Source organism: Paenibacillus sp. CH40 (assembly GCF_024213605.1).
Taxonomy (GTDB): domain Bacteria; phylum Bacillota; class Bacilli; order Paenibacillales; family Paenibacillaceae; genus Paenibacillus; species Paenibacillus polymyxa_B.
The window spans coordinates 1-20,245 of the sequence record NZ_JANAVQ010000011.1; the positions used below are offsets into that span (position 1 = coordinate 1).

At 45.0% G+C, this 20,245-nt stretch carries 18 protein-coding genes and 1 rRNA gene; 1 reads left to right on the forward strand and 18 read right to left on the reverse strand.

The annotated features are described in order from the left end of the window. Positions 1-79, reverse strand: a 16S ribosomal RNA gene (locus NLX73_RS22585); the annotation flags it as partial. Between the two features lie 462 nt (positions 80-541). Further along, positions 542-1,702 (reverse strand): trans-sulfuration enzyme family protein, encoded by a 1,161-nt coding sequence (locus NLX73_RS22590; protein ID WP_254327400.1) that lies wholly within the window; start codon positions 1,700-1,702, stop codon positions 542-544. A 236-nt stretch (positions 1,703-1,938) separates the two neighbouring features. Here NLX73_RS22590 and NLX73_RS22595 point away from each other — a divergent pair, with 236 nt between their 5' ends. Beyond that, positions 1,939-2,274 carry a hypothetical protein gene (locus tag NLX73_RS22595; RefSeq protein WP_254327401.1) on the forward strand — a complete coding sequence of 112 codons (336 nt, stop codon included), beginning with the start codon at positions 1,939-1,941 and terminating at the stop codon, positions 2,272-2,274. Positions 2,275-2,319: 45 nt separating this feature from the next. Here the strand turns inward: NLX73_RS22595 and NLX73_RS22600 are convergent, their stop codons facing one another. The 16 genes from NLX73_RS22600 to NLX73_RS22675 form a co-directional block, all read right to left on the reverse strand. Continuing rightward, positions 2,320-3,000: a YetF domain-containing protein gene (locus NLX73_RS22600; protein ID WP_061831675.1), complete on the reverse strand. Its 681-nt coding sequence runs from the start codon at positions 2,998-3,000 to the stop codon at positions 2,320-2,322. A gap of 289 nt (positions 3,001-3,289) precedes the next feature. Further along, positions 3,290-3,556, reverse strand: a complete 267-nt coding sequence (locus NLX73_RS22605; protein WP_013310304.1) for a metal-sensitive transcriptional regulator — start codon at positions 3,554-3,556, stop codon at positions 3,290-3,292. Between the two features lie 76 nt (positions 3,557-3,632). Further along, positions 3,633-4,148, reverse strand: coding sequence for a DsrE/DsrF/DrsH-like family protein (locus tag NLX73_RS22610; protein WP_069291902.1), 516 nt, complete (start codon positions 4,146-4,148; stop codon positions 3,633-3,635). Then, positions 4,145-4,735: a sulfurtransferase TusA family protein gene (locus tag NLX73_RS22615; RefSeq protein ID WP_069291901.1), complete on the reverse strand. Its 591-nt coding sequence runs from the start codon at positions 4,733-4,735 to the stop codon at positions 4,145-4,147. The genes NLX73_RS22610 and NLX73_RS22615 overlap by 4 nt, the downstream gene beginning before the upstream one ends. A 203-nt stretch (positions 4,736-4,938) precedes the next feature. Further along, complete coding sequence (locus NLX73_RS22620; RefSeq protein ID WP_254327402.1) at positions 4,939-5,466, reverse strand: TetR/AcrR family transcriptional regulator; 528 nt, start codon at positions 5,464-5,466, stop codon at positions 4,939-4,941. Positions 5,467-5,616: 150 nt separating this feature from the next. Then, complete coding sequence (locus NLX73_RS22625) at positions 5,617-6,312, reverse strand: DUF4309 domain-containing protein (RefSeq protein WP_254327403.1); 696 nt, start codon at positions 6,310-6,312, stop codon at positions 5,617-5,619. 120 nt (positions 6,313-6,432) lie between these two features. Next, positions 6,433-7,059 carry an HXXEE domain-containing protein gene (locus NLX73_RS22630; protein WP_061831669.1) on the reverse strand — a complete coding sequence of 209 codons (627 nt, stop codon included), beginning with the start codon at positions 7,057-7,059 and terminating at the stop codon, positions 6,433-6,435. 18 nt (positions 7,060-7,077) lie between these two features. Beyond that, on the reverse strand, positions 7,078-7,668 hold the full coding sequence (locus NLX73_RS22635) for a TetR/AcrR family transcriptional regulator (RefSeq protein ID WP_061831668.1): 591 nt from the start codon (positions 7,666-7,668) through the stop codon (positions 7,078-7,080). Positions 7,669-7,898: 230 nt separating this feature from the next. Beyond that, positions 7,899-9,131 carry an aminopeptidase gene (locus NLX73_RS22640; RefSeq protein WP_254327404.1) on the reverse strand — a complete coding sequence of 411 codons (1,233 nt, stop codon included), beginning with the start codon at positions 9,129-9,131 and terminating at the stop codon, positions 7,899-7,901. A gap of 47 nt (positions 9,132-9,178) precedes the next feature. Further along, complete coding sequence (locus NLX73_RS22645; protein ID WP_254327405.1) at positions 9,179-10,768, reverse strand: acetate--CoA ligase; 1,590 nt, start codon at positions 10,766-10,768, stop codon at positions 9,179-9,181. A gap of 177 nt (positions 10,769-10,945) precedes the next feature. Next, complete coding sequence (locus NLX73_RS22650) at positions 10,946-12,049, reverse strand: DNA alkylation repair protein (protein ID WP_254327406.1); 1,104 nt, start codon at positions 12,047-12,049, stop codon at positions 10,946-10,948. Positions 12,050-12,161: 112 nt separating this feature from the next. Then, a complete protein-coding gene (locus NLX73_RS22655; protein ID WP_254327407.1) occupies positions 12,162-14,192 on the reverse strand; it encodes a S9 family peptidase in 2,031 nt (676 codons plus the stop codon). Between the two features lie 215 nt (positions 14,193-14,407). Then, positions 14,408-15,526 carry an LLM class flavin-dependent oxidoreductase gene (locus NLX73_RS22660; RefSeq protein ID WP_254327408.1) on the reverse strand — a complete coding sequence of 373 codons (1,119 nt, stop codon included), beginning with the start codon at positions 15,524-15,526 and terminating at the stop codon, positions 14,408-14,410. A 56-nt stretch (positions 15,527-15,582) separates the two neighbouring features. Next, positions 15,583-16,131, reverse strand: coding sequence for a GNAT family N-acetyltransferase (locus tag NLX73_RS22665; RefSeq protein WP_023988541.1), 549 nt, complete (start codon positions 16,129-16,131; stop codon positions 15,583-15,585). A 288-nt stretch (positions 16,132-16,419) separates the two neighbouring features. Beyond that, positions 16,420-16,923 (reverse strand): ferritin, encoded by a 504-nt coding sequence (locus tag NLX73_RS22670; RefSeq protein ID WP_013310291.1) that lies wholly within the window; start codon positions 16,921-16,923, stop codon positions 16,420-16,422. 134 nt (positions 16,924-17,057) lie between these two features. Then, entirely contained in the window at positions 17,058-20,006 is a 2,949-nt protein-coding gene (locus NLX73_RS22675) for a glycoside hydrolase family 48 protein (RefSeq protein ID WP_254327478.1), read from the reverse strand. Positions 20,007-20,245: the final 239 nt, after the last annotated feature.

Genomic DNA, 20,245 nt, shown 5'->3' on the forward strand with positions numbered 1-20,245 from the left:
CTAAACAACCCCGCTCGACTTGCATGTATTAGGCACGCCGCCAGCGTTCGTCCTGAGCCAGGATCAAACTCTCCATTTAAAGACCAACCGAAGTTGGTTTATAGAAAGAGCGATAAGCTCATGTTGAAACTGACGAGATAAAACATCTCATTTTCGCTTCCATTTCATACAGCCTGACGGCATGTACCAAAATTTCAGCGTTGGATTTTGCAAGCAAAATCCCTACTCACTCGTTGTTCAGTTTTCAAAGATCAAATCAACAGCCGTTTAACTGGCTGGATATATAATTTATCACGTGTATACCTATCAGGCAAGTTGTAATATTTACCAGTTTACTAATTTGTATTTCTACACGGTGTAGTTTTTATTAAAATACTCCAACACACGATGATTTACCTGTAATAACCGAAACTCTCTTATCTCCTACTTGAAGTGCAAAGTTGATCAGGTATAAACGTCATAAATCAGAAAAGCAGAAGCTCTTTATGTATTGGATGAGCTGCTGCTTTAGCTTTTATGATAAAAATCCTGAAATGTTCGTTTAGCTTAAAGCTGTAGCTAAATCCTGTATCAAAAGTTCAGCAGGCTCATGCCCTACAGCCAAGCGGATAAGCGATTCAGGCATGTGTTGTTTTTTTAGACTCTGCTTATTGAAGCCGTAGTTTGGTGAGATCACCTGACTCTCCATGGACCCCCAAGATACACCGATCCGGATCAGTCGCAGTTTATTGATCACTCTACATATATCCTCATAAGTCGAATCCTTTAGTTCAAAACTGAATAATCCGGCATAGCCTTTGAGCTGTCTACATGCGAGCTCATGTTGTGGATGAGAAGGGAGTCCGGGATGATTCACTTTGGAAATGGCCGGATGATCTGATAGAAAACGAGCAACCAACAAAGCGTTTCTCTGATGGGCTTCCATCCGGAGCGGGAGTGTTCTTAGCCCCCGAATGAGTAGCCAGGCTTCAAAAGGGCCCAACGAGCCGCCAATCAACTCATACTCTTCAGCATACATACGGTTTATTATCTCTTTAGAAGCGATCACTGCCCCTGCAATTAAATCATTATGACCACCCAAGTACTTGGATGCGGAGTGAACAACGATATCTACGCCCCATTCCAATGGTTTTTGGAAAAGGGGGGTAGCCCATGAATTATCTATGATTGTGCGTATTCCCTTCGCTTTGGAAAGCGAAGTTACCTCCTGAATATTTACCATATCAAATGTGAATGAGGTAGGAGACTCCATAAGAATAGCACGGGTCTGCGGTTTGATGGCACCAGCGACTGCTTCTGTAGAAGTCGAATGTACGATTGTACAGTCTATATGGAACCTCTTTAAATATTGGGCTAGGCTGACGGAGGTTTCATATATGTGTCCGACCAAAATCAGATGGTCCCCTGTGGACAAGCTACACATTAGCGCGGCGCTGATAGCAGCCATTCCAGAAGCAAAGCACTTGCAGTCCGCCCCACCTTCCAGCGCAGCAATCATTTGCTCTGCAATCTGAACGGTAGGATTGGTTCCCCTCGAATAGACATAATGCTCCTTTTCATTATTAGCTGCTTCAGCATAATCTTCGTAAGTATCAAAGAAAAATGGAGCAGTCTCATAAATAGGAGGAGCAGCAGCCTTAGCAAAATACCCTAGTTCGCCCTCAAATCGGAGACAGATAAGCTGATCATCCGAGAAACTCAAACCTGATCACCACTTTCTGAAAAATTTCAAACCCATATGTGGTAGTCTCCTCAATCCGGAACTCAAATATTCTATAATGCAAACTCCTCTAGACCCTGTGGTGGTTGATTTGCGAAATTCAGAGAATTATGAGGCTTCCAAATGTCTTTCACTAAGTATCCAATTCATAAAAATAGCGTATATTTTTGGGTTGCAGGGCAAAGATATGCTTCATCAAAAAAAGAGGGGGTTCACATATGTTAACACGTTGGATTAGAAATGTTCTGAAACCTGGAAAAAGGTACACACAGGATATCGAAAAATCCAAACAGCAAGCCTCTTCAGAACCTATAAATCCATCATTAGCACATACTCTATCTTTGCTCAAATTAAAACTTGGGCAAAGTTCTGACTTTATTATTCGTGATTTTCCCGAAAGTCCTACCCATGCCGGCCAATTTGCCGTTTGTTATATTGAAGGACTGATTGACCAAAACTTGCTTTCCGATTTAATGGAGGGCTTGATTACAGAGATGGCCTCCACAGCTTCTTTGAAGCTTGAAAGAATTACTGCTGCTTCATTACCGAGCTAAAAAAACAGCCCGATTCGTAATTCAGCCTCTTTTATTGTGCTTTTTCTATTTCATCGGCACGATGTGAAGTGTTCCATCCTCGCTAAACTCTGCATAGGCAATCTCATCGATACTATCATATCCCTGCTCTCGCACTTTTGCTTTAATCTCTTCAATATCGATTGACTTCCCACGCATAGATTCGTTCAGGAATTTTCCTTTATCAATGACTGTAACAGAAAAAAGATCAGGCTGTGCATCTATTCCCATATCCTGAGCGGCGGGTGGCTCGTATTCGGGTTTGCGCATGACTGACAATGAACCGTTCGTCTCTAACGTGGCATACCAGACCTCACGTAGAGAAAAAATATTTTGCTGGCGCAGCATGGAGAGCAACTGTGTGAATTCTATATCATATTTTTCAAGCATCTCTTGATTGACCTGGCCCTTATCCACGAGCAGCACTGTTCGACCTTCTGCCATATAGCCAAATTTCACAAAACGGGTCGTCGCCTTTTCAAAAAAGTAGGCCAGCGCGCACCATAGTGCCAAAGCAAACAATAGCTGCCCAATGGTTACCTTATCGTCATATAACGTATTTCCCACAATTTCGCTTAACACCAATGATGTTAGGAAATCGAGTGGTGTTAACTGACTGAGTGTTTTCCGACCTGTAATAAAAGTAATGATCCACAAGCCAAAAAAGCTGATGGTCAATTTGACACCAATCGTAACAAATACCTCCATAAGTATGCCTCCCGGAAGAAGTTGTTTTCCTTATGTGTTATTTACACCTGTCTACCTCAGCATAAACAGAGGGGTATTCCTAAAATTGTCCGATTAAAAAAGCCCGCTACCAACTAGAGGCAGCGAACTTACTAATTACGGCTATTATATAATCTTAATCTTTCAGATGTTTATCAAAAAACTCTTAACCACGTCCAATATATGTGGCTGGTTAAAGGCAATATTCCAGCTCCCGTAATTTTGTGCATAGTGACATCATTGCCCGCTAGCTTGGACTCTGGAGTCAGGATTATCTACTCTTCACAAGAAGCTGAATCGCTTCTTTAACCAGCTTATCCGTGTCTCCTCCAGCCTCTTGCTCTTCCAATATACATCGTTGCAGATTCTCTGCTACAATTTGGGCAATCGCTTTATCTGATGCGTTACGTACGGCAGATAACTGGCTAACGACGTCTTTGCACGATTTTCCTTCATCCATTAAACGAAGTACCCCACGCACCTGTCCCTCAATCCTCCTCAGGCGCGTTTTCAGTTCATCACTGTAATTGTAATCCATAAGTAATGCACTCCTTTTTTGACTTACCATATACACGTATAGGTATATTATAAACCAAAAAAATAAATAGGATACCCTAAATAAATAGATTCACCTTGCCCTGCGAAGCATCCCCCAAGTAGGCGGCTACACCAGCATATTCCAAACCGTCGATTAGCTCTTCTTGCTGCAGCCCTAACAAATCCATGGTCATGGTACAGGCGACGAGCTTGATCCCCTGCTCTCGTGCCAACTCTATAAGCTGCGGCAAGGAAAGCGCATTGTGCTTTTTCATGACATGCTTGATCATCTGTGGACCAAGTCCGGCAAAATTCATTTTGGATAGTGCAAGCTTTTTGGGTCCACGAGGCATGATCCAGCCAAAGGCTTTTTCGAGCATTCCCTTATTGGTGCTCACGACTTCATCCTTGCGTAACGTATTTAGTCCCCAAAAAGTAAAGAAAATAGTTACTTCATGATCATATGCTGCCGCTCCATTCGCAATAATGAATGCAGCAATCGCCTTATCTAGCTCCCCGCTGAATAATACAATCGTTGTTTTGGGCTGAGCATATTCTTGATTATTTGTATAAATTCCTGCTGTCGTATTCATATGGATTCGCTTCCCTTAGTCTCTCCAGCCCATTCGGATATGCCTGAAAGTACAGATTTGACTTTATTAGCGCCTTTGGAAACTAATAACTGACAAGCCCTTTCACTGCGTGCTCCAGCTTGACAAATCACCGCTATCTCTTCTTCCAAGTTCAGTTCAGAGAGTCTGTTCTCCAGTTCGCCAAGAGGGATGTGCTTAGATCCAGGGATATGTTTAAGCGCAAATTCAGCGGGTTCACGAACATCGAGCAAAATGAAGTTCTCTTTTCCAGAACATTTTGCTTGTAGCTCTTCATGGCTTATCGTAGAAGAAAATATTTGCTCCTTCTTCACTTCAGCCGGATTTGCTTTGCGTAAATAATGTCGCATTACATCTCCTTCTTGGAGAGTGCCCAAATATTGATGTCCGGTGTTTTTGGCCCAGCTCTGAAAATCGGCTAATGAACCTTTGTCAGTCGCCTGAACCTCCATAATCTTTCCGGGAACGAGCTCATTCATAGCCTTTTTTGTTCTTACTATAGGCATCGGACAAGCTAGCCCTTTGCAATCAAGAATATGATCTGCTTGGATATTGTTAGTTGATGACATTGTAGTACCTCCGTCTGTTTTTTGAGGGGGCTTAGCTTAGTTAAATTTATTTATACATATACCCCTATGGGTATTAGAATAACGAGACTCGCTTCTCTTGTCAACTTATTTGGCCGTTTTTTCTCAGAAGCATTGTCTTGAACAAAATAAAATTAAAAGCAAAAAAGCCGCGCAAAAACGCGACTCTAATGCATAAACCCAAATTAATCGTCTTTTTTCATCAGTTCTGGCAGATCCAGCGACATCGAAATATTGCACAGCATACCTCTGGCAAGAAAAAGCATCGTTCTTTCCATTGCTTGTTCAATACCAGCCCGTCGGAAAGCATCATAAACCGTCGTATGAATTTCACGGAATCCTTGCTGCATCACGCTTACTACCTCATCCTCGCGGATCGTCTGCGCCTGCATTTGCAAAAGTGTTTCATTGCGGTATTCCATCATCATTTGCGAATAGGCTGCAATTAGCTCTTGCTCGAGCTGTTCAGATGAGGCCGAATGAATGACGCTGTGAAAAGAGTCTATGATACGTGCAAATGAAACCTTCAGGGCTTCAACAAGCAACGCTTCCTTGGTAGCGAAAAAACGAAAGACATAGGGCTGAGAAATATTGGCCCGTTCTGCAACTTTGGCTGTTGTAGCCCGGTAGTAGCCCATCTCTGCAAACACTTCAATGGCAGCAGATATGATTTCCTTTTGGCGATTTATAGAGGTTGACGTAGCTTTAGCCATGTTTTTTTCATCCTTTTGTTTATCCCAGTTTTCTGATTAGTGATTAATCAATTACAAATCAGTATAAACGACATACCCTAAAAATGCAATAAAGTTGAAAAAAGTCGCCTCCGCAATTCTGACGGAAACGACTCTGTTAAATACATCCAATTATGGTGTTTTAGAGTTGAAATATAATCGGATATAATTGATCTTTTGCGTTTTGGTTTGATAGGAAAACACTAAATAATAACTAAGTCCTGATGTGTTATTGATCGTATAATTAGCTTCTGCTGTATCAGGTATGTCTCTAGAGGTGTCAACGGTTTCCGTAGGTTCGCCCAATTCGTCAACAACTTGTTTGATAAGCAACTTCTTATAGTCTGGATCGAAAGATGTAATTTCTGTAACTTTATCGCTTCCATCCAGCATGATGTCTGTATGATACTTAGCATAGCTTCTCATAGGACCTCTAGAACCTGACTCGGATTTCCCCCACAGCTCAAATAACAAATCGCTACTAGTTCCCAAGCCAAGACCTTTAGGCAAATTCGGTAAGGTCCCCTGCTTGGCTGCGCTGAGTATAGCAGCTGCGGAGCTGTGTTTACTGTGAGGTGAAGCTGGATTACTAGCAGGTTCCTGCTGCGTCGAGGTTGAGCCTTGCCCATTAGTATTGAGATCCGTGTTTTGATCTGTAGAACTAGCAGGGGGTGTGACTGTTTCTGCTTTAGTAGGAGCAGTTGATTTTTCCTCCCCGCTATTGCTGCATCCTGTCATCACAGCAAAACCTATAGCCAATAAAGCACTAGTGGTGATTAGCTTGTAAGCCAACTTTTTACGATCATAAGATTGATGTGTATGCTTCATTATAAGATCACTCTTTCCTTGTTCTTGGGTACAAACCAAGTGTAACCGAACCTCATTTCCGGAATACCTCTACTTGTTTCCAACTTGTAAACAAGGACATTGATGATTTTCTAACATACCCTATTTACGACCATAAGCTCCCAGCTGTTGTTTAGAAAAGGAGTAAGGAGAGTCACTCTTCTTCAACCATATATTCCCTTTAATGATGAAGATGTATACAGCAAAAACAAAGTAGATCGTACCCGCAATCCAGTCTATTGCCGTTGGGATGTCTCGCTGTACTATTTCATGAATATACCAGATTCCGACTGGAACATGCAGGAGAAGTGCCGTAAACAAGCCAGGATTATATAAGGTTTTTGCTTTAATATTGACAACGATGCCGTGCCAAACGACCTGAAAGAATCCCATAAAAACTGGTGCGAGTCCAAGCCAGATTACTTGCGGAAACCATACGGGAAGCAGATAAAACACATAGGCAATTGCCACATTGATAATCATCGCTGATTGAGTGTTTAAAGGGTAATGATCCGGTGTGTCACTTTTAAACATAACATTGTTAAATAAACCAGCAAAATATCCAGGCCAGCGGTACTCCTCAAATTGATGAAACAATATAGCCACAAAACTCAACCATAACATGCCTGTTATATCCGAAAGGATAGCTGGATTCATAAGTAAAACAATACATACAACCACACCGATTATAGCCCCTGCATCTTGCCAATATTTTCTCAAAAAATTCATATTAGTCACTCCTATGATTTATTTTTGATCAAAATATCTTTCGAACAGCAGATTTAATTGTTCCTCTATTGAAGGTATTTCCACAACTGCCCCTGATTCAAGAATTGGACTCATCAGTGCAGGCAGAAAAATAGCTCCAAATATTTGCAGCATCATCGCTAACAAGCGCTCCGGCTGTTGCTCACCTGTCAGCTCCTTGATCGTGCTCTGAACCTTTGGAAATCCCATTATGTTTAAAAACCTTCCGTATTCCTGTTGAGATGTAAAGGGCGTGCTGCCCATGGCAATAATTCGCGAAAGAAGCTCTGGATATTGACGAATGACCTGCAGATAGTTAAGTAAAAATTGTTTCAGTCTATCTTGGGGGGGCATCGTTGTATTGTCCAAAATAGAAAAGGTATGCTGAAAGCCATTTAATATCACTTCAATAGCTTCACTGAGCAGATTTTCCTTAGAGCCAAAATAATAATTAACTAAAGAAATATTAGTAGCAGACAGCTCGGCAATTTTTCTAATTGTAACCGCCTCAAAACCTTCCTTTTGAATAAATTCCAGCGTAGCGTCTAAGATTTTTTCTTTGGTTTGTTGTTTTTTGTCTGGGTGATTCATGTTCTTCCTCCTCCTGTTTCGTCCAATCATAACGGATGAATGAAATGGGACGATTTTATGTAAATGACTTTTCAAACAATAATTAAAACATTGTTTAAATTATTGTTTGAACTCAGTTTAGCACTTTATATATCACAAAACAAGGAGCAATTTGAGATTTAGGGAATAGAAAAACCCGCATAACGAATGAGATCGTTTGCGGGTCGATTGAATGGAGATTGAAAAAAGGCCTAAATAGCCCAATTCCCTTTGCGGAACACGGCTTCTTTGCTTCCGTCTTGCAATTCGCCGTCAATATCCAGCTCAGCCGAGCCGATCATGAAGTCCACATGAGTCAGGCTGACATTGGCACCGTTCTGGAGCAGCTCCTCCCGGTTCATTTGTGTCCCATTTTCCATATTAAATGGATACGCACTGCCTAGAGCCAAGTGGCAGGAGGCATTTTCGTCGATACCTGTATTGTAAAAAATGCGATTGAGATTGGAAATCGGTGAATCGTGCGGCACCAGTGCAACTTCTCCCAAATAGCTGGCCCCTTCATCCGTAGCGAGCAAATGAGTCAGATGCTGCTCGCCGGATTCTGCTGTATATTCAGTGACTTTACCGTCCTTAAAGGTAAACGTTATGCGATCCACCAGTTGTCCATTTAAGTTGAGTGGCATTGTACTTGTGACATGACCATTGACACCTGTACGCTTAGGCATCGTGAACACTTCTTCTGTCGGCATATTCGCGACAAAATAATCTCCGTGCTCGTTCTCACCACCACCGCTGCGCCAAATATGTCCGTCAGCCAGTTCAATTCTCAAATCCGTTCCTGGTGCACGATAATGGAGGCTTTTATACTTTTTATGATTCAGCTTGTCTTGTACCTGTTCAAGGTTTTTCAAATGTTTCTGCCAATTCTGAATAGGATCAGAGCCATCTACACGATTCATTTGGAAGATTGTATCCCACATGACACGTATACGATCCTCTTCTGCTACATCTGCAAATACTTTATCGGCCCAAGCCTTCGTCGGCGCTTTAATCAAACACCAGCTAATTTTATGATTTCGGGTATATTTGGAAAAACCTTCTCTCGCCGTAGCTGCCGCCTTAGTCGCACGAGATACCTTTTGTGGATCAATGCCTTGATATAAATCCGGGTTCGGCACTTTAATCGTTAGTGTGGCTCCACCCTCTTCGGCAAATTTCTCCATCATTTCTGCCTTCCAAGCAGGGTAGTAATCAAAGCTGGCTTCGTCACCATGTTCAAAACGACTACGTGTAATGGAATCATCCTCGAACTCTACCTGTACATATTTAGCGCCTGCTTCATAGGCTTTGCTGACAATCAGGCGTGTAAACTCAACAGTTTCCAGTGGTGCAGTTACCAAAAACGCCTGTCCGGGCTGAATGTTAACCCCTACTCTTACGACCAGTTCTGCGTATTGCTCCAACAATGATTCAAATGTACTCATTTTTCCACGCTCCTGTTCCGTTTTGATTATATTGAATGATTTCATCACTACAGTACGGATTGCTTCTCCAGTTCACGCAGCTCCACTCTTCGTATTTTGCCCGAGCTAGTTTTAGGAAGCTCTTGAATAAACTCTATTTTTCGTGGATATTTATAAGGCGCCGTCCATGTTTTCACATGATGTTGCAGTTCCTTCACTAACGCCGGTGATCCTTCTACCCCAGCTTTGAGTACGACAAAAGCCTTTACAACATGTCCACGGATTTCGTCAGGGCTGGCTACGGCAGCACATTCCTGCACGGAGTCATGCTTCATAAGCGCTTCCTCTACTTCAAAAGGACCAATGGTATAGCCAGAACTGATAATGATATCATCCCCACGTCCTTCGAACCAGAAATATCCATCCTCATCTTTGCGAGCCCGGTCTCCCGTAACAAAATAATCTCCGTGGACACTAGCTAATTTGCGTTCTGGATCATGGTAATACGTATGGAATAATGCCGGCAGATCAGCGCGTACCGCAATATCGCCCACTTGCCCCGGAGCCAGCGGAATGCCATCCTCGTCTACGACCTCAACGAGTCCCGGTGCAATAGATTTGCCCATCGAGCCTGTGCGCAGAGGCGCTTCCTTTAAATTACCAATAATTAATGTGCTCTCTGTTTGACCGTAGCCGTCACGAATCGTAATGTTGAACTGCTCCTGAAACTTATTAATGACCTCCTGATTGAGAGGCTCTCCCGCAGAAACTGCGCTGCGCAATTGGGATAGATCATATTGATCCAAACCATCCGTTTTCGCCATAATCCGGTATTCTGTCGGCGTACAGCACAACACTTGGATTCCGTACTGCTGCATGAACTGCAAATAGCGACCCGGACGAAACGGACCATTATATACGAATCCGGTCGCTCCATTCCCCAGTACAGATAAAAACGGACTCCAAATCCACTTTTGCCATCCTGGTGCAGCTGTAGCCCATACTACGTCTGAAGCTCGAATATCCAACCATGGTGATGTTATCCGCAGATGGGCATATCCCCAGCCATGGCTATGTACAACACCTTTAGGATTTCCCGTGGTGCCCGAAGTATAGGCCAGAATGGCCATATCGTCACGGTGCGTCTTCACAGCTTCAAAAGTATCTTCCTGTCCATCCATTAGCTCATTCAGCACGAGCCAGCCAGATACATCTGCCGTGTCGTCCCCGGAGACCACGATACGATAATCCAGAGCAGGCAAATCATCATTTATTTTGTCCACTTCGCTTGTTACTCCCGTCCAGGCAATGACTGCGCGCGCTTCCGAATGGCGAAGACGATATGCAATATCCTTGGCACGTAGCATTTCTGAAGATGGAATGACAGCAAGCCCCAGCTTCAAGCAGGCCAGATAAATTACATACGCAATAATACGCCGTGGTACTACGACCAGAACCCTGTCACCTTTATTAAATCCCAGATTTGCGAGTCCTCCAGCCAGCCGGTTAGCCTTTTTCAACAGCTCTCCGTAGGTGATTTCTTCGTATTCTCCTGTCTCACTCAGCCACTTGAGTGCAGTTTTACCAGCATCATGGTGTTCCATTTCCGAAGTCATATTGTAATATTCAGGCGCAAGCCATTGTTGTTGATTTATCAAATTATACCTTCCCCTTTATACATAAGATGAGATCCACTTTCTTACTGTAGTATAACACGTCTTAGTACCAGGTTCTAATACCAGGATCATTTTTTTGGAAAAAAATAAATTTGGTAAAGCGAACGATAAAAATAAAGAGCCTGATTTCAGGCTCTTTTTCTTCACCGCTATCGTGATCTACAACTGGAGTTCTACCATTGTAAAAGCTGCTTCCTGCCCGTTTACGAGCAGCGCAATCCGGTGCGCTCCCGCATAATGGCGACGAGTTGTCAGGTCTGCAAAACGGTGTGTCCGTGTACCTGTAAGACGGGTTCCTCCGGGGACCGTTTTGTCAGATAGCAAAAACAGTTTACGTGAGACTTGTCCTCTCGCCTTCACAAAATCGATGCCGTACTCGATACGGACTCGTACTGGGCCACCTTCTCGAAGCTGAAGCGCGTAGCTCAACTCACAGTTATCACCGAGCCTTAGCAAGGCAGGGTCTGTGCTGAAAGAGGCTTCAGTGACTAACGGCGCCCCGTCTGTTTCATCCGCATAGCCAAACATTGCCATCACTTCGGGGATGGATTTGCGAATCAAGGTCCGACAGCCATGACGCACAATCCAGTCGGTGTCAGGATGTGTCCCTTTCCACCGTTGAGCCGTAGCAATGACCACATCAGGATGATCCTTGGCAATATCGTTCAGGTTGTTGGCTACACTTTTACGTACATATAGCGAAGGATCCGTCTTCAGTAATTCCAATATGGTCAATACTGGAGCAGGATCGCGCTTAAACACAGGCAATGCCTGTCCCCAGGGTAGCCGTGGACGGCAGCCTTCGCTGGCAAGACGGCGAACGTGTTCACTATGGTGTCCCGCCCAGGTCGTCATCTGCTGCATCATCCGTTCCGGTTCACGCAGGAGGAAGGGTCTCACGGCAAACTCCGCAGAGGATTTAGATGTGAAGCGCTCCAGTGCCTTCATGGACAGGTCCCAATGCTCTTCTCCCTGCCCATACACCTCCACAAAATCGGGGAAAAACAAGTACGGAAAACCACTGCAATGCTCGTCTATAGCAAAAAGAATATCCAGAGCTTCTTCATAATTGCTGGGCAAAAATACCCCTAATGTAAACGAAATACGCCGTATTCGTTCTTTTAGCTCCAGCTCATCCCATTTTTCATCCATCACTTGATGGATGAATCCGTTGGTATCGAACGGCATGTACGCAGACTGTACTTTTTCACCGAATAGTTGAAGAAAATTCTCCGTGTACATATTTTTTAAGGGCTCGGCCATTATATATCTCCTTTTGAATGAGGTTGAGAGAATTGTAGCAAGGCATACTAAAAATGCCAAGTCCTATGATTAGGACCTGACATTTTTACATTAATACAAGAAATCGATTTACTTATAATTCGTGTTGGACAAACCAATTGGTAATACGTTGCAGTCGTTCCACGCGAAGCTGCGGGTGCCCTTTTCGTGAAAGCTCGTGACTTGAAGCTGGAAAACGGACAAATTGCGTAGGTTTCCCCAAGCGACGCAATGCTGTAAACAGCTGTTCTCCCTGCTCTATAGGGCATCGCAGATCCTGCTCCCCGTGCAATATGAGCAGCGGTGTGTTGATTTGCTGCACATAAGCCAGCGGAGATTGCCTCCACAAGAGCTCGCAATCGTCCCACGGATTCCCGCCGACTTCATCTTCAGTAAACGAGTATCCTATGTCACTCACTCCATACATGGACAGCCAATTAGATATGGATCGCTGGGTCACAGCTGCACGGAAACGATCGGTATGGCCGACAATCCAGTTTGTCATAAAGCCACCATAGCTTCCTCCTGTCACACCCAACCTTTCTGGATGAATGAATGGAAATTGACGTATAGCCTCGTCCACTGCGCTCAGCAGATCGGTGTAATCGCGCCCGCCGTAATCTCCAAGGACGACATTGGTAAAAGACTGTCCATACCCTCGGCTTCCTCCCGGATTCGTGTAGATGACTGTATATCCCTGAGCGGCCAGCAACTGAAATTCATGAAAAAAAGAATTGGAATACATGGCATGAGGACCACCGTGAATCTCCAAAATAGCAGGATAAGATACCCCCTCCTTAAACCCAGCAGGCTTCATCACCCATCCCTGCACCCGTCGTCCATCCTCAACCTCAGTCCAGAAGATCTCAGGCACACTGATCTCAATCTCATCAAGCAGAGAATCATTCACTCGTGTCAGCTGTTCCTCAGTTCCTGAATGAATCGCAATCCGGAACAAATCACCCGGTAAAGCTACATCGGTGGAAGCGGCAATGATATGCTGCTCATCCGAAGTAAGCTCGAATTGGTAAATTTCCCGTTCTCCTTGGGTTAAAATTTTAAAAGTTCCATCAAGCGCAAATTGATATACGTGTACATTGCCTTCAAGGGTTACCAGCGTATACAGGGATTGACCGTCCGCACTAAAGCGTGGTGGTCCTACATGAAGATGTGAACGCATGTCGCTCATACCCGCGTTACCGAGGTGAGCGTCAAGCGTCTCACTAACGCATACTGCCGTCCCCCCACTGGAAGGAACCGTGTACAGTCGGGTCTGTGTAGCGTCTTTGGCATGTCGATCATGACCGTAAAAGGCAATCGTTGAACCGTCGGGAGAATAAGCAGCACTCTCGATGTGCAGTTCAGAATGGGTCAGCTTAAGCGGTGCTGCTGCATCACCATTTGAAGTCCCAAGAGCTATCGTAAACAAATCATTCTGCTTACGTAAATCCGTATCCTCTTTCGAATGCTCTGCTATTCTGGCGACGAATAAAATACGTTGACCATCCGGTGACCACACAGGCTCCGCCACATCATAAGCGCCGGAAGTCAGTTGAACTGTGTACCCCGAAGTCACATCAGTTACATACAAGTGATCACGAGTATCATCCCACAGTCCATATCCGTCGGATTTAGCTTTCGTTCGATTAACGACTCGTCCCTTAAGTTGTGCCTCCTGAGTTCCTCCATCGGATGTAGGGCTTGACGGGTTCTCGGCCGTTTTAGCTACAAACGATATGCAGGTCCCATCAGGAGACCAGGCTAATGAACGAATGTTGTTGTTCTCTACGTGTGTAAGCTGTCGTGCCTCCCCCCCGCGTTTCGGAATAATCCATACCTGGCGCTTGCCGTCTGTCGTACGGAGAAAAGCTAGTTGTGTTCCATCTGGTGACCAGACAGGCGTTTCATCTTTGGGTCCATATGTAAAGGGTACTGCGTTAGCGCCTTCAGGCGATAATAGCCAAATTCCTGAGTTATAATCTGTCCGCTCTTTATTAATATGCTGCTCTACGTAAGCAATTTCACTGCTGAAAGGATGAATAGCTGGATCGCTAACCCAGTGAAGTCGATATAAATCCTCGGCTGTTATACAGCGCTTGGTCGCACTAGATTGTGGGTCGCTCAAAAAAATTCCTCCTTTATATCATTAGATTCCACATCTTTAAATTTTAATTAATCCGATTAATTTTATGAATTTAAATAAATATACAATTACGTTACTCTTTTTATGTATCTCTGTCAATTTGTCTAAAACTAAAAAGCCCCTCTCTCAGTCGCTATCGACCCGAAAACACCGCTACTTCGGTTGCTTTCATGAGAGAGGGTAACGTTATTCATCAATCACAACTGAAAAATAGGAGAAATGGAGGGAGCACCTTTAGGAATAGCAGCCAGTGATCCATTTTCTTTGTGTAGGTTCGGCACCTGCTGCCAAATAGTGCTGGGAATCTCTCGCCGCAGCACAGGGATGATATCCTCGGCAAACCGATGCAACTGTTCAAGTTGCTCCTGCTCTTCAAGCCCATCCACGCTTATGCTAAGTACCTGATGGCCGAATGCAGTATAATAGTTTCGTATTTTTTCAAGAACGCTGTCCGCAGAACCAATCAGAACTGGACCGTTGCGGATATTGTCCTCCAAACTTGTAAACGGGGATTGATTATGCTGAGCCGCCGCCGTCGAGTGGTAAGCATCATAATACGGGCGATAGCGTCTGATCGCTTCCTCGTCTGTATCCGCCAGATACAAACTCCCGGCTCCGGCACCAATTACGGCCCGAGCAGGATCATGACCGTAATAAGCGAGCCGTTCACGGTAATGATCAATTAGCGTTTTATACTTGGCCTGAGGATGGAAAGAATTTGAGGAAAATAACGGCTCTCCATATTGTGCAGCCAGCTCCGTCGATAATGTACTGGAGGCACTTCCATGCCATATCGGAATTTGCTTTTGATACGGGCGTGGCTGTGTCGTGACCTGATACAGCGGGGACCGATAGCTGCCCTCCCACGTAACCTCTTCCTCGCTCCATAGCCGTTTGAGCAAACGATAGCGTTCTGCTAGCGACTCCCACTGCTCTTCCTCCGTAATTCCAAACAACGGATAATGGCGTGGATCATTGCCTTTTCCGATAATCAGTTCTAATCTTCCACCCGATAAATGATCCAGTGTCGCGTAATCCTCAGCTACGCGTACCGGGTCAAGAATACTAAGCACCGTTACCATCGTCAGCAGACGAATCCGTTCAGTTCTCGCTGCTATAGCGGTCAGAACGAGTGGAGGTGAAGACGACAAAAAAGGCGCACCATGCCGCTCCCCCACACCATACGCATCAAAACCAAGCTCCTCTGCGAGCACAGCCTGCTTTATTACATTTTGGAATTTTTGCTGCGAACTCCAGGCTTCTCCGGTAATCGCATTAGGCAGACTAGCCATTAGGCTGAATAATACAAACTTCATAAGCTCCTGCCCCCCTTCTGCGAACGAATCGGCTTCTTCGTTCCCTATGATCGCGTCTAATTTCGATTGGCTGTCTCGGCTTCATTTTTTTCACGAATGTAGGTGGAGAATAATTCAGGATTCACCACTTTACGCAGTAAATGCATCGTCCCGTCCCCTGTTCCATGGTCAAAAGCATGGATACGTTCATATCCCCAACGCTCGTACATGGATAGCAAATAGGGATGCTTTTCCGCAGTCGCCAGTGTCACAGCAGGAGCACCGACCTTGTCACGAATAATCGTTTGCTCTACCCAATTCAGCAGTTTTTTCCCATATCCTTTGCCCTGGGCAGCCGGGTCTACAGCAAACCACATCACAAACGGTAGATCAGTTATAAAATTAAGGGCTCTATTTTTGAGATGGCTAACGGTAGCCTGAATAACACCGTCTACTTCCAGCACATAGCAATCATTATTTTTAATGTTTTCTTGAATGAGAGCAACGTCTGCCTGAGCGGCAGGCCATCGAAGCTCCAACTGCCGAATTGTTTCATACGCCTCATACGTCACATACTGCAATCTTTCTGCGTCCTCCTGGAGTGCCAGACGATAGATTTCACTCATACTAACCCGCCTCCTTCTAATGTTTTTATAAAACGAGTGAACCACTATATAACTATTCCCATCTATTTAATAAGATATAAAAGTTAACATAACTGTAGCATGCTCACCATTCAGCGACAAATTAATTTTTTCTATAACTCCATTTAAAATAACAATAGCCCCTCGAAAGATGGGAATTCGTTCATTAAAGTCAACGCAAAAAAGCCCGAAAATCGGGCTCCTCTACTTTCTAGACGAATAAAATGCTGGTCTTAGCTCCGGCATTCAAAACAAACCATGTATGCTGTATTACTCCGCAGGGGCAGTAAAGCTGCGTTTGGCAAACTCGCTGTCCAGCATATAAAAGGCGTTGCTGTCTCTTTCAATGCGCTTAAGCTTCTGGATAACACTGTCGAACAGAGCTTCCTCTTCGACTTGCTCATCAATAAACCATTTCAAGAAATGGATCGTTGCATGCTCGCGTCCATCGAGGGCCAAGTCAGCCAAATGATAAAATTTTTGCGTGTTTTGCTGCTCATGCTTGTAGCCATGCTCAAATACGTCCAGCATGGAATCGTAGCTATTTTTCGGCTCCGGCAATGCAGCCAATGTGGCGCGTCCTCTACGGTCATTAATGTATTTATACAGTTTCATCGCATGAAACCGTTCCTCCTCAGCTTGTACTAGGAAGAAGTTTGCAAACCCATCCAGACTTTCACTCGAGCAATAAGCAGCCATCGCCAGATATACGTGAGCGGAGTAAAATTCAAAGTTCATTTGCTCATTCAGAGCCTGTGCCAAATTGTCATTCATGTCTCAGGTCACCTCGGTCATGTATGTAGTGATGTAACGATCATAGTGTACCACGAATCCGATCACAAAAAAATGGACGGAAGTGAATTCAGTGCTCTCACGTTCCGTCCGCAATTTCCACAATCAGTTCACAATCAAGGCTCCAGCCCCCAGACACGTTTGTCGTTTATATACAAAGGTGCTTTGTCCCAATCCGTATAAGATGTCTTGGTTGAATCATAAGAAAAATCATCACTTTCGTTATAGTTGCTCCAATCCGCCTTGTTCATGCGAATCTGAATATCCCCTGTGTTTTCCCCTGCTGCCAGACTTCCCGCACCATCTCCAAAGGAGATTTCCAGATAATAATCTGCGCCTGTAACGGCCTTATCCAGTTTCACAAAACGTCCCTGAACGTTACTACTGCCCAAATGTGCATAGTCACAATGGAATTCCTGTGACTTGTCGCCATCTACAGTGTAGTAGTATCGCAGCTTGACATTTTTCAGATTAACTGCCTCTTTACCCTTGTTTACTACACGGAACAGTGGCCGAATCTGGTTATCTCCCGGGTTGGTGTCACCCACGCGGTATTGTGCAATCACATCTCCCGTTGCTGGAATGGGTGCTGCCGTAGGCTTGGCACTGACCTCGGCAGAATCTGGGCTGGTTCCTAAAGAATTTGTTGCATTTGCCACATAATAATAAGTGGTTTCATTCACCACTCCTGTATCCTTGTAAGTGCTGTCTGTTACCGTTGCTACTGTGGTATAAGGGCCACCACTGGTTGTCGAGCGCTTGACTGTATAGCTATCGGCACCCGTCGCTTTGCTCCAGGTCAGTGTAACCTGAGCGTCCCCTGCATTTGCCTTCACATTTGCCGGAGCTTTGGGAGCTGTCGGCTCGGTTGGTCCACTACCGTTAATGAGACGGTCATACTCGGCATAAGCCGTTGCCATATCCACTTGGGACCAGAAACGATGATACGTAAATTCTGGAGCACCTTTATCCCATTTTTTGGTCTGATTGTTCCAAGAAGTCGTGTATTTATCTTTGAGATAAGACCATTGCGGATCTTTAGTGATATTAGGCCGGATGTCACTATAGCTGGAATACGTACCATTGCCGCCTTTGGACGGATCAGAAGCCGTAGCGTCGGTGCCAGGGATCGTGTTGCCTTGTCCAGTCTTACCACTCCAGCCGCTCGGAATATACACTTCTTTCGTGAAATAGCGATAATAATCCTCGCGCGCTTCCTTCGTTGTAATGCCTATACCATCGTTATAACCCCATGCAGCATCAAGCAAAGCTTTAGACAGATCCTTAGCTTCCTTGCCTAACTCGGAATAGTCTCCTTTTTCAGCTTTCGTTCCAGCAGCAAAAAAAGTAAGTGCTTTAACATAGCTGCCCAGCACTCCGGCATCCTGCCCTGGATTCTTTGTTATCACATGGAGATTGGTATTCCCTTTATGATTGGCAAATCCGCTCCAGGTTTCAGGCTTTCCGCTCCATTCCAGATTGCTCGGCAGCCAGAATTCCCCTTTAGCTGCTGTAGTAGCCACTTTCGGATTCTTGCCACCCAGAATACGCTTACCTTGAGCGTCCAAATAGTATCCCTGTGCATCAGTCACAGGCCGTTCGTTGGCAAATACATAGCTCTTGGACCACGCTATCCAGTTTTCCGTCACTTGTTTAGCCATTTTAAACTGCTCGGACGAAGTATCCCCTTTCTTGGCTAAAATGTAGTACAGCTCGGCAACCCGCTCGACAGGCCAAGCCTGCATCCCGAACCAGTTGTTCGACGGTGGATCGTTATATACAGGAGCCCCTGTATAAGCCATGCCATAAAAGGTACTTGTGCCAGATGGATAAGCCTTGTAGGCACCATCCCAGCTATTCGTCGCTCCGCCTGCAATGGCCCCCTCATCGGATTGCAACCAAGTATAAAACTCCAGTTGGCGCTTCAGCGAGGTCGCCCAGTCCTGTCCCGCCGTTGGTGAATTCGGTATTAATCCACCATCTTGATCGGACAACGCATACGCTGCGACGACATTTTGGTAGCCCTGATGTGCATGGCTGGCACCAATACGCCAAGCCCAGTTGCCGCTTTGGCCAAGTCCGCCGCCCCAGGCTGTATACCATGCCATCAGATAAAGACTCGCATCCTTGCCCGTACCAGCAATAGGACTTCCATTGGAAGCGCTTCCGGTTTTTTGGAAGTATTTATCGTACATACCGTAACGCAAAAAGTCTCCCATCTTTTTGGCTTTATTCAAATATACGGAGTTATCATATCCCAATTCCTTAGCCCAGTACATCGCTTGAACTGCCCGTGCATCCGCATCGGTGGCATTCGTGTAGCGCCATTGCTGTGCCGGGGCATTATTTTCCTTAGTGAACAAGCTCATAAAGCCTTCATTAGGCTTGCCAAACTTTTGATTGTCTTGCGATGGATGTGGTACAGCCTCCCAGACCGATTCCTGTTCCCCACGCTGGAAGGTGTTTACATAGGCAGCTGTATGCGACGGATTCAGAAGATTGCCGAAGCCATACCAATTATCCACGTCCAACAACCAGTGCATCAGATAAGTCTGGTTGTTGCCATAGGTTGCCTTCAGCTCAGAGTCCAGTGGATCCTTGCCAGCACCATACTGACCACTCAGACGGCTTGGGTACTGATCCGGCTGCGAATATTCTGCGGCATAAGTGGCGGGGCTGTTCGGATTATAGTTACTCATTGTCGGTTGCTCTTCCTTACCGTCCCCTTCATTAACAGGAATGATATATTTCTCCATGTTGTCCCATGCGGATTCCAAATGCCCCCAATCCCCGGTATAATGACCATACAGCACTTCCAGCCACATCCAGTAGCTGTACGCTTCCGAAGTCGTTAAGTGTCCGTAATCCGGAGCCTCGCTCATGAGCGTTTCAACGGAATGATAAGGGATGCCTTCTTTTGAAAAGTATCCGCTAGCCGGATCCTTTAGCTGTTTATATAGTTGTAGAAAACGTGTCGATTCCGGTGTTGCGGCTGATGCACGGTCGGGTCCTGCCTGAAATAAGCCCAAGGTTAACGGAAGTACCAAAATGGCTGACATGACCATAGAGACAGATTTCCTGAACACGGATTTTCTGCTGATCACTTTTGCATTCATCCTCTCCATTATCAATTTTGGCTTTACACAAGAATTTATTCCGAAAAACGACAGCGCAAAAAGACAGCATCATCACCTCACTTTCCCGTAAAAAAGGTGGAGGACACGCTGTCTATTGCTCCAAATGCTTCGCATTGGCCCTGGAAAAAATATATCATACTAGGCGCCAAATGAGAGTCGAAAAATTC

Coding starts and splice junctions, on each gene's coding strand:
- NLX73_RS22625 (WP_254327403.1), bottom strand. CDS start 6,312: ATGAAGCATACACATCAATCTTATGATCGTAAAAAGTTGGCTTACAAG.
- NLX73_RS22605 (WP_013310304.1), bottom strand. CDS start 3,556: ATGGATTACAATTACAGTGATGAACTGAAAACGCGCCTGAGGAGGATT.
- NLX73_RS22675 (WP_254327478.1), bottom strand. CDS start 20,006: ATGGTCATGTCAGCCATTTTGGTACTTCCGTTAACCTTGGGCTTATTT.
- NLX73_RS22665 (WP_023988541.1), bottom strand. CDS start 16,131: ATGAGTGAAATCTATCGTCTGGCACTCCAGGAGGACGCAGAAAGATTG.
- NLX73_RS22595 (WP_254327401.1), top strand. CDS start 1,939: ATGTTAACACGTTGGATTAGAAATGTTCTGAAACCTGGAAAAAGGTAC.
- NLX73_RS22640 (WP_254327404.1), bottom strand. CDS start 9,131: ATGAGTACATTTGAATCATTGTTGGAGCAATACGCAGAACTGGTCGTA.
- NLX73_RS22635 (WP_061831668.1), bottom strand. CDS start 7,668: ATGAATCACCCAGACAAAAAACAACAAACCAAAGAAAAAATCTTAGAC.
- NLX73_RS22610 (WP_069291902.1), bottom strand. CDS start 4,148: ATGAATACGACAGCAGGAATTTATACAAATAATCAAGAATATGCTCAG.
- NLX73_RS22615 (WP_069291901.1), bottom strand. CDS start 4,735: ATGTCATCAACTAACAATATCCAAGCAGATCATATTCTTGATTGCAAA.
- NLX73_RS22650 (WP_254327406.1), bottom strand. CDS start 12,049: ATGGCCGAGCCCTTAAAAAATATGTACACGGAGAATTTTCTTCAACTA.
- NLX73_RS22670 (WP_013310291.1), bottom strand. CDS start 16,923: ATGAATGACAATTTGGCACAGGCTCTGAATGAGCAAATGAACTTTGAA.
- NLX73_RS22600 (WP_061831675.1), bottom strand. CDS start 3,000: ATGGAGGTATTTGTTACGATTGGTGTCAAATTGACCATCAGCTTTTTT.
- NLX73_RS22620 (WP_254327402.1), bottom strand. CDS start 5,466: ATGGCTAAAGCTACGTCAACCTCTATAAATCGCCAAAAGGAAATCATA.
- NLX73_RS22660 (WP_254327408.1), bottom strand. CDS start 15,526: ATGAAGTTTGTATTATTCAGCCTAATGGCTAGTCTGCCTAATGCGATT.
- NLX73_RS22630 (WP_061831669.1), bottom strand. CDS start 7,059: ATGAATTTTTTGAGAAAATATTGGCAAGATGCAGGGGCTATAATCGGT.